Source organism: Sphingomonas sp. LR59, from assembly GCF_036855945.1.
Lineage (GTDB): Bacteria > Pseudomonadota > Alphaproteobacteria > Sphingomonadales > Sphingomonadaceae > Sphingomonas.
On sequence record NZ_JASPFL010000001.1, the window covers coordinates 1,780,953 to 1,794,983 of the forward strand.

Annotated in this window: 15 protein-coding genes, 1 other RNA gene and 2 pseudogenes; 5 read left to right on the forward strand and 13 right to left on the reverse strand. The window is 65.5% G+C overall.

The window, feature by feature from the left end; translation table 11 throughout:
- Positions 1–13: 13 nt before the first annotated feature.
- The 7 genes and pseudogenes from QP164_RS08075 to QP164_RS08105 form a co-directional block, all read right to left on the reverse strand.
- On the reverse strand, positions 14–871 hold the full coding sequence (locus QP164_RS08075; protein WP_333922813.1) for a CheR family methyltransferase: 858 nt from the start codon (positions 869–871) through the stop codon (positions 14–16).
- Entirely contained in the window at positions 868–2,025 is a 1,158-nt protein-coding gene (gene cheB / locus QP164_RS08080; RefSeq protein WP_132896803.1) for a chemotaxis-specific protein-glutamate methyltransferase CheB, read from the reverse strand. Before cheB ends, QP164_RS08075 begins: the two co-directional genes overlap by 4 nt.
- Before the next feature lie 13 nt (positions 2,026–2,038).
- Positions 2,039–2,404: a response regulator gene (locus QP164_RS08085; RefSeq protein ID WP_333922814.1), complete on the reverse strand. Its 366-nt coding sequence runs from the start codon at positions 2,402–2,404 to the stop codon at positions 2,039–2,041.
- A 75-nt stretch (positions 2,405–2,479) separates the two neighbouring features.
- Complete coding sequence (locus QP164_RS08090; protein ID WP_333922815.1) at positions 2,480–2,908, reverse strand: chemotaxis protein CheW; 429 nt, start codon at positions 2,906–2,908, stop codon at positions 2,480–2,482.
- Positions 2,905–5,190 (reverse strand): chemotaxis protein CheA, encoded by a 2,286-nt coding sequence (locus tag QP164_RS08095; protein WP_132896804.1) that lies wholly within the window; start codon positions 5,188–5,190, stop codon positions 2,905–2,907. Before QP164_RS08095 ends, QP164_RS08090 begins: the two co-directional genes overlap by 4 nt.
- Positions 5,191–5,294: 104 nt before the next feature.
- The gene (locus QP164_RS08100; protein ID WP_333922816.1) at positions 5,295–5,939 is read right to left on the reverse strand and encodes a histidine phosphotransferase family protein; all 645 of its coding nucleotides are present in this window, start codon (positions 5,937–5,939) and stop codon (positions 5,295–5,297) included.
- A gap of 192 nt (positions 5,940–6,131) precedes the next feature.
- Positions 6,132–6,522: pseudogene (locus tag QP164_RS08105) on the reverse strand (M67 family metallopeptidase).
- Here QP164_RS08105 and QP164_RS08110 point away from each other — a divergent pair.
- The 5 genes from QP164_RS08110 (at position 6,521) to mtgA (ending at position 10,402) form a co-directional block, all read left to right on the forward strand.
- The gene (locus QP164_RS08110; RefSeq protein ID WP_443027482.1) at positions 6,521–7,486 is read left to right on the forward strand and encodes an RluA family pseudouridine synthase; all 966 of its coding nucleotides are present in this window, start codon (positions 6,521–6,523) and stop codon (positions 7,484–7,486) included. The pseudogene QP164_RS08105 and the gene QP164_RS08110 sit on opposite strands and share 2 nt — an antisense overlap.
- 57 nt (positions 7,487–7,543) lie before the next feature.
- The gene (gene rpoH, locus QP164_RS08115; protein WP_056048373.1) at positions 7,544–8,446 is read left to right on the forward strand and encodes an RNA polymerase sigma factor RpoH; all 903 of its coding nucleotides are present in this window, start codon (positions 7,544–7,546) and stop codon (positions 8,444–8,446) included.
- Between the two features lies 1 nt (position 8,447).
- On the forward strand, positions 8,448–8,726 hold the full coding sequence (locus QP164_RS08120) for an FAD-dependent oxidoreductase (RefSeq protein ID WP_333922817.1): 279 nt from the start codon (positions 8,448–8,450) through the stop codon (positions 8,724–8,726).
- A gap of 185 nt (positions 8,727–8,911) precedes the next feature.
- Positions 8,912–9,718, forward strand: a complete 807-nt coding sequence (locus tag QP164_RS08125; RefSeq protein WP_333924210.1) for a flavin monoamine oxidase family protein — start codon at positions 8,912–8,914, stop codon at positions 9,716–9,718.
- Between the two features lie 9 nt (positions 9,719–9,727).
- On the forward strand, positions 9,728–10,402 hold the full coding sequence (mtgA, locus tag QP164_RS08130) for a monofunctional biosynthetic peptidoglycan transglycosylase (RefSeq protein WP_333922818.1): 675 nt from the start codon (positions 9,728–9,730) through the stop codon (positions 10,400–10,402).
- Between the two features lie 199 nt (positions 10,403–10,601).
- Here mtgA and QP164_RS08135 read toward each other — a convergent pair whose 3' ends face one another.
- From QP164_RS08135 to QP164_RS08160, 6 genes and pseudogenes are all read right to left on the reverse strand, one after another.
- Entirely contained in the window at positions 10,602–10,844 is a 243-nt protein-coding gene (locus QP164_RS08135; protein WP_333922819.1) for a hypothetical protein, read from the reverse strand.
- An 80-nt stretch (positions 10,845–10,924) separates the two neighbouring features.
- Positions 10,925–11,248: a YbaB/EbfC family nucleoid-associated protein gene (locus QP164_RS08140; protein WP_093399186.1), complete on the reverse strand. Its 324-nt coding sequence runs from the start codon at positions 11,246–11,248 to the stop codon at positions 10,925–10,927.
- Positions 11,245–12,934 (reverse strand): annotated as a pseudogene (locus QP164_RS08145) (DNA polymerase III subunit gamma/tau). Before QP164_RS08145 ends, QP164_RS08140 begins: the two are co-directional and overlap by 4 nt.
- Positions 12,935–13,142: 208 nt before the next feature.
- Positions 13,143–13,236: signal recognition particle sRNA small type (ffs, locus tag QP164_RS08150), an RNA gene on the reverse strand.
- 56 nt (positions 13,237–13,292) lie between these two features.
- A complete protein-coding gene (locus QP164_RS08155) occupies positions 13,293–13,532 on the reverse strand; it encodes a hypothetical protein (protein ID WP_093399187.1) in 240 nt (79 codons plus the stop codon).
- Between the two features lie 80 nt (positions 13,533–13,612).
- Positions 13,613–13,927 (reverse strand): hypothetical protein, encoded by a 315-nt coding sequence (locus QP164_RS08160; RefSeq protein ID WP_333922820.1) that lies wholly within the window; start codon positions 13,925–13,927, stop codon positions 13,613–13,615.
- Positions 13,928–14,031 lie beyond the last annotated feature (104 nt).

A 14,031-nucleotide genomic window follows, 5' to 3' on the forward strand; every position in this document is an offset into this window, starting at 1 on the left:
CCGTGACTCACGTTCAGCCCGTGGATCGGGTGCGGGGGTGTTTGGTGTTCACCTGATAAAAACCGCGGAATTCGCGGCTTGGTTCGAACGCGCTGGTCTGGCCGATAACCGTCTCACCGGCGCCGAGCACGAGCTTGCCGCCCGGGTTGAGCGCGTCCGCGAACTTGGGAAACACGCCGGTCTTGGTTTCCGTCGACAGGTACAGCAGCACGTTGCGGCACAGGATGATGTCGAACCGCCCCGGCGGGGGCTGATCGGACACCAGGTTCATGCGTCGAAAGGTGATCAGCTTGACCAACTCGGGTTTCGCCACCCAGTCGCTGCCGGTCGTATCGAACCAGCGAATCATCCGCCGTACGGGCAGCCCGCGCTGGATCTCGAATTGCGAGAAGCGCCCCGCCCGCGCCCGCGCTAGCGCGGCTTCGGACACGTCGGTGGCAATGATTTCAGGCATCGGCGCGCCGCTCGCGGCATGTCGTTCGGCAAACACCATCGCCAGCGACAACGGCTCCTGCCCGGTCGAGCACCCCGCGCACCAGATCCGGACGCGGCGACGGTCCGATTGCGCCGCAGCGACCGCCTCGACCAGCTGATCGAAAACCAGCGCATCGCGGAAAAACGAGGTTTCCTGATTGACCAGCGCGTCGACGATCCGGTCGCCGATCAGCCGGTCGCTACCTTCGAGCAACTGCGTCACCAACTGGTCGAGCGTGTCGAGCTTCCGGTCGCGCAGCAGCGGTTTCAGCGCGGTATCAAGCCGCCACGAACGATAGGCCGCGATCTGCTGGCCGGTACGTGCCTCGAGCAGCGCGGTCAGCACGTTGATCGCGGTCTGCGACGCAACGATCGGCATGGACTTGGCGAGCGTCATGGCCGGCGCCGCGTCGCGATGAGGCGACCGATCGCATCGGGTGGCAAGACTGCATCGGCGACACCCGTTGCCGCGACCGCGCCCGGCATACCCCAGACAACCGAGCTTTGCTGATCCTGAGCAACGACGCACCCGCCGAGATCGTGAACGCGACGCGCGCCCTCTGCCCCGTCGCGCCCCATTCCGCTGAGAACGATCGCGATCATGCGCGAGCCATAGACCTCGGCGATCGACGCCAGCATCGGATCGACCGACGGCATGCAACCGCTGGCGGCGAAATCCTGGGTGAGGCGAAACGCCGCACCATCCGCGCCGAGCGCGACGCATTTTAGATGCGCATCGCCCGGCGCGACGATGATGCGGCCCGGACGCACCCGCAATCGATCGGTCGCTACCTCGCACGGGCGGCCGGCGATCAGGGCGATCTGCGCGGCGAAATAGGGCATGAACGATGCCGGCAAATGCTGCGTGATGACGATCGGCAGACGAAATCCGGTCGGAAGTTCGCGAAAAAGCTGGCTGAGCGCATGAATGCCGCCGGTCGAGGCGCCGATCGCGACGATGTCGTACTCGTCGCTCGTCACTGCCCGGACCCGGGGCGAGGCCGATACCGACTGCGCCGGCCGTCGCTCGGGATGCGCTGGCCTCGGGCCCGAAGCCGGCGGGCGGACCAGTATCGCGGGCGGCATCAGCGCCGGACGTTCGCACAGGCGTTCGAGCTTGCCGACGAGCGCCAGGCCGAACCGGCCGGACAGGGCACCCGCCGATGGCTTGATCAACGTTTCGGCAGCCCCGAGCGCCAGCGCCTGGACCGACGCCGCGGCGCCATCGTCGGCGGAGGACGACACGATCAGCACCTTGGCCCCCTGCCCCGCGGCAATAAGATCCGGCAGCGCGGTCAGGCCGTCGACGCCCGGCATCTCGATATCCAGCAAGATGAATTCCACCGTCGCGCGTGCCAGAAACTCGAGCGCCGCCTTGGCCGTACCGACCGCGCCGACGACCGAAAAGCGATCGCTGGCGTCGATCAGTCGCGCGATCACCGCCCGGGCGACCACCGAGTCATCGACGATCAGGACTCGTGCGAACCCGTCGATAGACTGGCCGTCATGGTCTCGATCGAGCCGCGGAACTGGAGGGGAGCGACTGGCCATCGTCCGGGCCGGATCAGGCCATGCCGACGATCTGGAGCTTAGATTCGAGCGTGTCGCGATCGAACGGCTTCATGACATATTCGTCCGCCCCCGCTTCGATCGCCGCGCGAATATACGCCATGCCGTTCTCGGTCGTGCAGAACACGACTTTCGGACGGCTCGGGATGTCGGCCTCCCGCAGCGCGCGCAGAAAGTCCAAGCCGCTCATCACCGGCATGTTCCAGTCGAGCAGGATCACGTCGGGGATCGACGCCAAGCACGATGCCAGGGCCTCGCGGCCGTCACAGGCTTCGGTCACGGTGAAGTCGAGCGTCTCCAGGATGTGACGCGCGACCTTGCGGATCACCTTGGAGTCATCGACGACGAGACAGGTCTTCATGGAAAGCCTTCCGGGGAAAATCGTTGGGACGGTCTACGCAGAAAAGCGTAAGCACCCGGTTAAGTGAGAGAAAATTCAGGCGGCTAGTGCAGTGTCGGAGATGACCGCCGCCAGATCGAGGATCAGCAGCGGTTCGCCATCGCGCTCGACGATGCCGATGCCCGCCGAGGCCCAACCACGATGCAGCGCCAATCCAGACGATAGCGGCAATCGAGCGATCGGCGCGACGTCCTCGACCGAGTCGACCAGGATCGCGTAATGGTGGCCCTCGACGGCGGTGATGACCGCGCGCCTCGCGCCATCCGGGGTCGGCTCCAGCCCCAGCGCGGTACCGGTATCGATCACCGTCACCACCCGGCTGCGCAGTGCCGCCAGTCCGCGGACAAAGGCCTCCGCCCGCGGTACCGCGACGATCTCGCCGATATCCACCACCGAGTCGACCTGCGCGGCGGCGATCGCGACGCCGCGACCCGCGATATGCGCCACCAGGAACAGTTCGCTCACATCGCCCTCCGTGCCGCGAGTGCGGCGATCAATGCCGGCCGATCGTACCGATAGATGCTCGCATCGTCGTCGTGATCGGCGGTCCGCGTCCGCCGCAGCGTCACCACCGGCGCCATCGTATCGCGGACCGGCGCGTCCTCCATCGCCAGCGCCACCGCGGCGGTCTCGCCCGCCGCCAGCGCCGTGACGCAGCGATAGCCCGACGCCTCGAGCGCAGGCTTCAGGAACGTCTCCATCCAGCCCGATCCATCGACCTGCAACAGACATACAGGCAGCGACGCCAGCGTCACCGGCTGGCCCGCGAACAGCGCATGCGGATCGACCAGCTCGATCTGCTCACCGGCGATCGAGACGACCCCAGCAATCGGCCCGGTGCCCCGTGCGGGTGCCATCTCGGCAGGCAGCGCGACGATCTCGATCGCCTCGGCAATCGCATACGCCATTTCGCTCTCGCCGTCGGTCAGCCGCAACACGGCCACCTCGGTGCGCGCGCCAAGTTCGGCGACCGCATGGAGGGGAATGATCGTATCGCCGACCGACAGGCGCATCGCCCCGCCCGACCAGCGGATCGCGTCGGTCGGGACCGGCTCGACGCGATCGATAACCGCCAGCGCGATCGCCCGACGCTGGCCATCGAGATCGTCGAACAGCAAGGCGGGCACACCCGGCACGACCTCCTCGACCTGTGCAGAAACCGACGCGACCGGCGTGAAACGCAGGCCCGCGACCGCCGCGATCCCGGAGGCATCGAGCAACAGCATCGGCAGGCCGTTGTCGGGCAAGGTCTTGCCCGCATAGACGCCGGTCGCCATCACGGCGGGAGAGGCAGGCTTGACGACGAGCTCTTCGGTGTCGAGCACGGTATCGACACCGAGTGCGTAATCGCCTTCACGCGTCGAGACGATCACCAACGTCGGCGGCGCGTCGCTATTCAGATCGAGAAGGTGGCCGAGCGAAACCAGCGGCATCCGCTTGCCGCGTACCGTGACGGTGGCAGCATCACCGATCGTGTCGATCCGCACCTGATCGCCGCGAACCATGACGATTTCCTCGATCGCCTGGCGCGGCAGCGCGAACCGCTGCGAGCCGACGCCGACGATGATCGTCGACAGGATCGACAGAGTCAGCGGCACATGGATGACGATCCGCAAGCCTCGACCCGGATCGTTGGTCAGCACGACGCGTCCACCGATCTGTTCGATATTGGCGCGCACGACGTCCATGCCGACGCCACGACCCGAGATCGCGGTCACCGTGTCGCGGCTCGACAGACCGGGCGCGAAGATCAGATCGAGCTTTGCCGCCTCGCTCATCAGCGCAAGCTCGGCAACGCCGTACAAGCGCTTTTCCGCCGCCTTGGCGACGATCCGCGCGACGTCGATGCCCTTGCCGTCATCGGCAATCTCAATGAGGATCTGGTTGCCCGACTGCCGCGCCGACACGATTAGTCGTCCGGTCATCGGCTTGCCCGCGGCACGCCGCTCGGCCGGCGTCTCGATCCCATGATCGATCGCGTTGCGGATGATGTGGCCGAGAGGGTCGCGCATCAGCTCGATCATCTCGCGGTCGAGCTCGACATCGGCGCCCTCGATCACGAGGTCGACGCTTTTGGCGAGCTCCGCACTGGTGTCTCGAACCAGCCGAGGCAGTGCCGAGAACAGCGCATCGACCTTTTGCATCCGCGTCCGCGTGACGGTGTCGCGCATGTCGGCAACCGTCAGCGACAACCGTTCGAGCGCCGCTTCGACCTGCGGATCGACATCGCTGTCACGCAGTCGGCGGGCGAGCTCATTGCGCGCCAGCACCATCTCGGACATGCCGCTCATCATGTGATCGAGCAGGTCGACATTCAGGCGGACGCTGCGGCTGACGGCACGATTTTGCGGGGCGGCAGGGGCCTGCGCGCAGGGCTGTGCATCGGGCGCGAGGGCCGCGATCAACAGGTCCTCGTCGGAATTGTCGAGCGATGCGCCTGCGGCGATCGCCTCGACGATAGCCCCGATCCGGTCGACGATCCCCAGGACCGCGTTGACGAGCGCAGTATCAGGCGTGCGCTTGCCATCGCGGACCGCGGCGAGAACATCCTCCGCAGCGTGGCTGAGGCGCGCGAGGCGTGGCAGATCGAGGAACCCGCAGCTGCCCTTGACGGTGTGGACGAAGCGGAAGATCGCGTCGAGACGCCCCTGGTCGGCGGGCGCGGCTTCCCATGCGACGATCTCGCCGGAGATCGCCTCCAGCGTTTCGCGCGTCTCGGCAATGAATTCCTGTAGCAAATCGTCCATGCGAGCCCCGCGTTCGAGGCCTGTCATGCATGGCGGAGGTTAAGAGGCCGTTAGCTCGACTTCTCAATCCTCCCCGCCAAAGGGATCGCGGAAGACCGCGCGCTTTACCGCGCGTTGAAGACGGCGCCGAAGATCATGATCCCCTCGGCCGGTTCGGACACGATCACCGTGCCGCCTGCATCGGTCACCAGCGTGTTGATCATGTACGCCGCTGCCGCGCGCGGCGTGACCGCATGCGCGCCCGCGCCTTCGACCAGTGTCCGCCGGATCTCGGGATCGAGTACAATCCGTCCCCCCTCGACCTTCACCACGATCTCGAGCTGGCCCTCGTTATCCTCGCCACCGACCTCCATCGTGCCGCCCCGAACGAGCGACTCGGTCGCGATCAGGACGAGGTTGAGGAGCACCTTGACCGCCGACTTGGGCATCGCCGATGCCTCGACCGCCCAGACGAACGTGATCCGCTTGTTCTCGGCAACCAGCCCCTCGATCGCATTGCGCGCCTCGTGCGTGTCGACCAGTTCACCGAACCCGCCGGCCGCCCCGAAAGCCAGTCGGAAGAACCTCAGCTTGCTGGCGGACGCGCGCGCGCTGTCGGCCAGCAATTGCATGACGCGCTCGCGCATCGCCGGATCGGTCTCGTCGGCGAGCAGTTCCAGCCCGTTGTTGAGCGCCCCCACCGGCGACAGCAGGTCGTGGCACAGGCGCGAACACAGCAGACTCGCGAAATCGACCGGGCTGACCGTCATGAAAATCCCCTAATTCTGGAGCGTCTTGTGGCGGGGGTGCGGACGGCGCGCAAGGGTCGCGCTCGCCGACTCTCACAACGGGCTTAACGTGCCTCCCTCCGTCATCCTGACGAAAGTCAGGACCCAGAGCCAAGAATGTTGCCCCGGCTAACCCTGGGTCCTGACTTTCGTCAGGATGACGGGTTGTGAGGTTTACGTATCGTCAATCATCTCTTCGACGAACGCGCCCATCTCGACCGATCGCCACGCACGCGCCTCACCCCCGCCAAGGATCACCCAGATCGCCCCATCCCCCATAGCCTGCGCCGCATCACGCGCAGACGGAACCGGCAAACCCGACGGATGCGAATGATAATGCCCGACCACGCTGGGCCCTCCCCCGCGCTCGTCGATGCGCCGCGAACAACGCCTTCGGATCGATCTCGAACGTCCGCGCCGGATCGGTCGCGACATTCGCGCACGCCTCCGCCGCCTCGATCCGCCTCGCCGTCCCGAACAGCAGCCCACAAATTTCCGCGTCGGGCGACGCGGTCGCCGCGGCAACAACTTGTGTCAGCACTTCGCTTGAAATCGTCACGCTCATCGCCACATCGCTACGACATGGACCGGGGGTTTCCATCGTCGAAGCATCGATCACGCCGGCCACGGATGGCTGGAGGCTCGATCGTGCGCTCGCCGAAGTGCTGCCGGACATGTCGCGCGAGCGGCTTAAGGCACTTATCGCGGCGGGCCAGGTCACGCTCAATGGTCGCGAATGGCGCGATTCGGCGAAGAAGGCGGCGACCGGCCAGGTGTTCGCGGTCGCGATCCCGCCACCAACGCCGCTCCACAACGAAGCGCAGGATATCCCGCTCGTCGTCGCCTATGAAGACGACGATCTGATCGTGATCGATAAGCCCGCCGGCCTCGTCGTTCACCCCGCCGCGGGCAATTTCGATGGGACATTGGTCAACGCGCTGCTCCACCACTGCGCGGGCAATCTGTCGGGCATCGGCGGTGTCGAGCGGCCGGGAATCGTCCACCGCATTGACAAGGACACGTCGGGGCTGATGATCGCCGCCAAGACCGACCGCGCGCACGAGGGTCTCGCCAAGCAGTTTCACGACCACAGCATCGACCGCCGCTACAAGGCGATCGTCGGTGGTATCCCTCGCCCGCCGAGCGGTACGGTCAACGCGCCGCTCGCGCGAAGTCCCCAGAACCGCAAGAAGATCGCGATCGTCGAAGGCGGCAAGCGCGCGGTGACGCATTTCTCGACCATAAAGGCATTGCACAAGGCAACACTGATCGAGTGTCGGCTCGAAACCGGGCGGACGCATCAGGTCCGTGTGCACATGGCGTCGATCGGTCACGCGTTGCTCGGCGACCCGGTCTATGGTAGAACAAATCAAGCTCAGAAGTCGCTGCTCGAAACGCTCGGTTTCCGCCGGCAAGCCTTGCACGCGGCGTATCTGGGGTTCATCCATCCGGTGAATAGCATCGCTTTGGCGTTCGAAAGCGAAATGCCCGCAGACATGCAGGAACTGTTCACCCAGCTTGACGTATAGATAATCGACACCATGCCGCAGTGCGGCAATCGGGGTCAGCAGAAAGGGATTACGACCATGGCAGCCCGCTCCAACGTTCCAGCGACGATTCCTGCGCTCGGCAGCGAAGCAGGGCTCAATCGCTATCTCGCCGAGATCAAGAAATTTCCGCTCCTGAAACCCGAGCAGGAATATATGCTTGCCAAGCGCTTTCAGGAGCATGGCGACACCGAAGCCGCGGCGCAGCTGGTAACCTCGCATCTCCGTCTCGTGGCGAAGATCGCGATGGGTTATCGCGGCTATGGCCTGCCGACGTCGGAGTTGATCTCCGAGGGCAATATCGGCCTGATGCAGGGCGTGAAGAAGTTCGAGCCCGAGCGCGGTTTCCGTCTCGCCACCTACGCGATGTGGTGGATCCGTGCCTCGATCCAGGAGTATATCCTGCGCTCATGGAGCCTCGTGAAGATGGGCACCACCGCGGCGCAGAAGAAGCTGTTCTTCAACCTGCGCCGGATGAAGAGCCGTCTCGACGCATTCGAGGACGGTGATCTGCGCCCCGAGCACGTTACCAAGATTGCTACCGATCTGGGTGTCGCCGAGACCGACGTCGTCAGCATGAACCGTCGCATGGCGATGGGCGGGGATACGTCGCTCAACGTGCCGATGCGCGAGGACGGCGAAGGCCAGTGGCAGGATTGGCTGCAGGACGACGCACCGTTGCAGGACAAGATCGTCGCCGATGCGCAGGAGGCGGATGTTCGCCACTCGATGCTGGTGTCGGCGATGGACGACCTTAACGAGCGCGAGCAGCATATCCTGACCGAGCGCCGCCTGACCGACGATCCCAAGACGCTTGAGGAATTGTCGCAGGTCTACGGCGTGTCGCGCGAGCGTGTGCGGCAGATCGAGGTGCGGGCGTTCGAGAAGCTGCAAAAGGCGATGATGCGCATTGCCGGCGAAAAGCGCCTGCTGGCGGCTTAACGTGGTACGCACCGTCGTCATCGGCGGCGGTGCGGCCGGTATCGCTGCGACGCGGACTTTGCACGATGCGGGTCATGATGTGTTGTTGGTCGAGGCCAGCGATCGTCTGGGCGGCAGAGCCAAAAGTCTACCCTTAGCCTGCTTGATCCCCCGCGAAGGTGGGGGCCCAGACTGGCCCCCGCCTTCGCGGGGGACCATGTCGACGCCGGTTGCGGCTGGCTACACTCCGCCCAACGCAACCCATGGACCAACATCGCTGAGACTTCTGGCTTCACCGTAGATCGTTCCGACGCAAACTGGCGCACCCAGTGGCGCGATCTCGGCTTCTCGCCCGCAGACCAAGCCTCATCCGCCGATGCGTACGCAACCTGGAACAAGCGCGCTCTCGCTGCCCTAGAAGGTGCCGACCGCCCTCTCTCCGACTTCATTGGCCCCAACGACAAATGGCGCCCAAAGATCGACGCGATCTCCGGCTACGCAAATGGTGCGAACCTCAGCGAGGTCTCGCTCCACGACTGGGCAGCGTACGAGGAAGCCTCGACCGACGATAATTGGACGGTGAAGGAAGGCTACGGCACGCTTGTCGCCAGTCACGCCACGAGCCTGAACGTTCGCCTCTCGACGCTTGTAACGCGCATTGATCACAGCGGCCATCGCATCAAACTCGACACCCCCGCCGGCACGATCGAGGCGGACCACGTCATCGTCTGCGTCCCCACCACCGTCCTCGCCAAGTCGCAGATCGTCTTCGATCCACCCCTCCCCGACAAGCATGCCGCCGCCGCCGACCTCCCGCTTGGGCTCGCGGACAAGGTATTTCTCCTTGTCGACCGCCCCGAATGGCCGACAAACGCGCATCTGGTGGGCAATCCATACAGCGCCTGCACCGCCAGCCACCGCCTGTCGCCGTTCGGCTGGCCGATCGTCGAGAGCTTCTTCGGCGGCGACTGCGCGGAGATGCTGGAGGACCGCGACGCCGCGCGGTTCGCGATCGACGCACTTGTCGGCCTGCTCGGCAGCGATTGGCGCAAGCGCTTCACCCCGCTCGCTGCAACCCGCTGGCGGCACGAACCCAATATCGGCGGCAGCTACAGTCATGCGCGAATTGGCAGGGCCGGGCAGCGCGCCGTCCTCGCTGCCTCCGTCGACGGCCGGATCCACTTCGCCGGCGAAGCATGCCACTCGTTCGACTTCTCCACCGCACATGGGGCGTATGAAACCGGCGTTGCGGCCGCGCGCGCGGTGATTGGCGAGCCTGCTACGATCGCATAAGGAGCGCCGATGGGCTTCTTCCGCATTTTCGCCAAGATCGTCTTCGGGTTCGTCCTGATTACCGTCGCCTGGGTCGGCATCTATCGGTTCGTGCCGGTGCCGTTCACCTGGACGATGATGGGCGACGTGCTCAATGGCCACGGCGTGACGAAGGACTGGATGCCGCTATCCGAGATGGACCCCGACATGGCGCGCGCGGCGATCGCGGGCGAGGATTCACGGTTCTGTTCGCATCACGGCTTTGATTTCAAGGCGATGGCGGGCGCAGCGGCGCGCAATGCGCAGGGCGGGCGGATCCGCGGCGGCTCGACGATCAGCCAGCAGACCGCGAAGAACGCATTTCTGTTTCAGGGTGGCGGCTATCTGCGAAAGGCGTTCGAGGCGTATTTCACCGTGCTGATCGAGGCGCTGTGGCCGAAGCGGCGGATCATGGAGGTGTATCTCAACATCGCCGAGACCGGGATCGGGACGTACGGCGCGAACGCCGGGGCGATCCGGTATTTCAATCACGATGCATCGCGGCTGTCGCCGACGGAGGCGGGGCGGATTGCCGCCGTCTTGCCGTTGCCCAAGAAGCGGGCGGCGATCGATCCTCATGGTTTCGTGCGGAAGCATGGGAACACGCTGTCGCGGCGGGTTTCGGTGGTTCGGAACGACGGGTTGGATAGCTGTCTGCAATCCTGAATTAGGAATACCCAAACCGAGACCCGCACCCCAGCGGAAGCTGGGGTATCCACGTGGCGCATCGTGCGCGCCGTGGAGGGATATCCCAGCTTTCGCTGGGATGACGAAGGGCGGACGGATCTAGGTGCCCCCTGTTCTCCCGCGCAGGCGGGAGAACAGTCCGGGTCCCCGCCTTCGCAGGGAAACCAGCTAGGAGCCTTTACTGCGTCGACTTCTCGACCGCGTCACCGGCCTTGTCGGCTGCACTGCCGACGCTCTTTGCCGCCGAGGTGATCGCGGCGTCCTTGCTGTTCTGCGCGCCTTGGCGGCTGAACAGGTAATAACCGCCGATCAGGACTGCGATCAGCAGGACTATGCCGATCAGCATGCCGCTGCCGCCGCTGCGGCGTTCGATGATCGTGGTGTGGGTGGTCGGGGTTTCGACGATACGCTCTTCGGCCATTTTGACTCTCCCTGATTACTGGAGAGCGCAACGCCGGCCGAAGAGCGATTGTTCCCGCCCCGAAACGAACCCGATTTGGTTCAGAACGGCAGCTTAAAGCCTGGCGGCAGTTGCAGGCCACTCGTCATTTTCGACATCTCGCTCCCTGACACCGCATCCGCCTTGGCACGCGCGTCGTTGAACGCCGCAGTCAGCAGGTCCTCGAGCATCTGCTTCTCGCTCACCTGCATCAGCGAATCGTCGATCGCGATGTTGATGATACGGCCCTTGGCGGACGCCTTCACCTTGACAAGGCCGCCACCGGACGCGCCCTCGACCTCGATCGTGTCGAGATTGGCCTGCGCCTTTTCCATCTCGTTCTGGACGTTCTGCGCCATGGCGAGGATTTCATCGATATTCTTCATGCGTTGCTCCTTTGACCGGGCCACGATTCTAGCTGGGCGTCGGGAAACGCTGCCACCGCGGCCTTCATGATGGGGGATTCGAGAATAGCCTGACGCACCGCGGCGTCGGCGGCGTCCTGTGCCTCGCGCAGCGTAGGCTCGCCGGGCGCGTCGACGATCGACACTTTCCACGCCGTCCGCGTCACCGTTTTTAACAATGTGTTGAGTTCGGCGAGCGTGTCGGCCGAGACCGGGCGACTGCCGCTGAGCGCGAATTCGGGCGGCGCATAGCTTACGACGCGGGCACCGTGACGAAGGCGCGCGGCGATCGCGAGGCCGCCCGATTCGTCGAGCAGATCGACCAGCGCTTCGAACGTCGGCGGCAGGATCGGGCCGGTCGCGACGGATTCGGGCGCCTTCGCAGCGGAACCAGCGTTCCAGGGCGGCGCTTCGCCGGACGGGGTGTAGGTGGCGGCGGTGCCGTTGGTGCAGCCGCGGGGGCCGCTCCGCTGGCGATCTGCCGCGCGAGCTCGCCGGGGTCGGGCAGCGTCGAGGCGTAGATCGCGCGCAACAGCGCCATCTCCGCGGCCTCGATCGGCAGCGCGGCCTTGGCGACCTCGTCATGACCCTTAAGGAACAGCTGCCACAACCGGTGCAGCGCGGGGAAGCCGAGCGATGCCGCCCATTCCTCGCGTGCCGCACGCTCCTCCATCGGCTGCGCCGCGTCCGCCGGCGTGCCGACCTTCGTTAGCGTGATGCCGTGGACGGTTTCGAGCAGCGAGCGGAGCACCGACAGCGGGTCGACGCCGTAATCATATTGGCGACGCATCGAGGCGAGCGCCCCTGCCCCGTCGCCGGCGAGGATCAGCGTGAGCAGATCGCGCACCGCACCGCGATCGGACAGGCCGAGCATCTGGCGCACCGCGTCCGCGGTCACGCCGCCGCCTTCGAGCCCGGCATGCGCGATCGCCTGATCGAGGATCGACAGCCCGTCGCGCGCCGAACCTTCAGCGGCGCGCGCGATCAGCATCAGCGCCTCTGGATCGGCGACGACGCCTTCTTCGCTCGACACCCAGGCGAAGTGCTTGGCGAGCTGTTCGGCGGAGATGCGGCGGAGGTCGAACCGCTGGCAGCGCGAGAGTACCGTCACCGGCACCTTGTTCACCTCGGTCGTCGCGAACAGGAATTTCACATGCGGCGGCGGCTCCTCCAGTGTCTTCAGCAGCGCGTTGAACGCGTTCTTCGACAGCATGTGGACTTCGTCGATGATGTAGATCTTGAAGCGTGCGGTGACCGCCGAATAGCGTGACGCGTCGATGATCTCGCGGACGTCATCGACGCCGGTATGGCTTGCGGCGTCCATCTCGATCACGTCGATATGGCGGCCCTCGGCGATCGCGCGGCAGGGTTCGCAGACGCCGCAGGGGTCGATCGTCGGGCCGCCCTCGCCGTCGGGGCCGATGCAGTTGAGGGCCTTGGCGATCAGGCGGGCGGTCGAGGTTTTCCCACGCCGCGGACCCCGGTCATCAGGAAGGCGTGCGCAAGCCGGTCGCGCTTTATCGCGTTGCCGAGCGTCTGGACCATCGCGTCCTGCCCGATCAGCTCGGAAAAGGTCTGCGGTCGGTATTTGCGCGCGAGCACGCGGTAGGCGACGTCCGCCGCTTTGGCTGGCTGCGGGGGTTCGCCCAGGTCGAATGAATCTGACATTGCGGTCGATATAGGCGGTTTGACAGGCGGTGTCGAAGGGCTAGCGAACCCTTTCTGTTCCCTCGCGCCCTATTCTCACGCGAACATGGGGATCCGCGGTTTGGGGTGCTATCGGTTTTTTTAGATGGGAAGTGCGCTGCGGCTAAGCCGCATCGTCAGACGGTGCTTTGCACCGCTGGCCGCGCTCATGCCAGTATTCCGGCATTCGCGGTGGGAGCCGGGACGACCCGTGGCTGGGTCGTTGTGGCTGCTTCCTTCCGGATCTGACCAAGTTGGCGACGACCACGTCCGCCCGACTCCCGCGGCGCATATGGCGGGGTCGGGCGGGATGATCAAGCCGCTTTAGCGCGAACCGAGCTTAGCGGTTATAGCGGACCGTGCGGCAGACGCGCTGGCGGTGATGGTTGCGGTACACGTTGCGGCAGACCTGTCGCGTGCGGACGACGTGACGACGGTAGCCGGGACGGCGATCGGTGTGGCGGACGACGGTGCGCTCATGGACGACCGTGCGCTGGGCCGAAGCCTCGGCGGCGATGCCGACGGGGGCAAGCCCGGTGAGCGCGACGAGACCGGCGGCGGCGAGCGTGAACAACTTCATGATATTCTCCTGCTGGTGCGGGTTCTGCAAAACCCGACAACCTATGTTAACAAACTAAGCGCGGTCGTTACGGTTCCGTATCAGCGGTGGAAACAGCGACGAACCGGGCCGTAATAGCCACGCTCTATCCGGCAAACGACGCGCGACCGGCCGTAACCGCGCGGGCCGCGATAGCCGTAGCCGCCGCCTCGATAACCGCCTCGGTATCCGCGATACCCGTGACGGGGGCCGTCCCAGCCGCGCCGTCCGTGCCAGCCGCGATCGCCGCGCGGGCCATGCCAGCCGGGGCCGCCGCGCGGGCCGTCCCAGCCGTGGCGCTGGGCATCGGCGGGGGCCGAAGCGAACAGCGTTCCCGCGGCCAACGCGCCAGCGGCGAACATTGCGATGATCTTCATGTCCGGTACTCCTCTCAAGACCTCGTACATTGAGGCGATGAGGAGATAATCCGCTTCCGGCGGTGGACGTTTCCTGAACCGGCCGTTGTCTTCCTGTAAGCTTT

Excerpts from the sequence above, each read along its gene's own strand:
- QP164_RS08075 (WP_333922813.1), bottom strand. The coding sequence starts at position 871 with ATGACGCTCGCCAAGTCCATGCCGATCGTTGCGTCGCAGACCGCGATC.
- cheB (WP_132896803.1), bottom strand. The coding sequence starts at position 2,025 with ATGGCCAGTCGCTCCCCTCCAGTTCCGCGGCTCGATCGAGACCATGAC.
- QP164_RS08085 (WP_333922814.1), bottom strand. The coding sequence starts at position 2,404 with ATGAAGACCTGTCTCGTCGTCGATGACTCCAAGGTGATCCGCAAGGTC.
- QP164_RS08095 (WP_132896804.1), bottom strand. The coding sequence starts at position 5,190 with ATGGACGATTTGCTACAGGAATTCATTGCCGAGACGCGCGAAACGCTG.
- QP164_RS08100 (WP_333922816.1), bottom strand. The coding sequence starts at position 5,939 with ATGACGGTCAGCCCGGTCGATTTCGCGAGTCTGCTGTGTTCGCGCCTG.
- rpoH (WP_056048373.1), top strand. The coding sequence starts at position 7,544 with ATGGCAGCCCGCTCCAACGTTCCAGCGACGATTCCTGCGCTCGGCAGC.
- mtgA (WP_333922818.1), top strand. The coding sequence starts at position 9,728 with ATGGGCTTCTTCCGCATTTTCGCCAAGATCGTCTTCGGGTTCGTCCTG.
- QP164_RS08135 (WP_333922819.1), bottom strand. The coding sequence starts at position 10,844 with ATGGCCGAAGAGCGTATCGTCGAAACCCCGACCACCCACACCACGATC.
- QP164_RS08140 (WP_093399186.1), bottom strand. The coding sequence starts at position 11,248 with ATGAAGAATATCGATGAAATCCTCGCCATGGCGCAGAACGTCCAGAAC.
- QP164_RS08155 (WP_093399187.1), bottom strand. The coding sequence starts at position 13,532 with ATGAAGTTGTTCACGCTCGCCGCCGCCGGTCTCGTCGCGCTCACCGGG.
- QP164_RS08160 (WP_333922820.1), bottom strand. The coding sequence starts at position 13,927 with ATGAAGATCATCGCAATGTTCGCCGCTGGCGCGTTGGCCGCGGGAACG.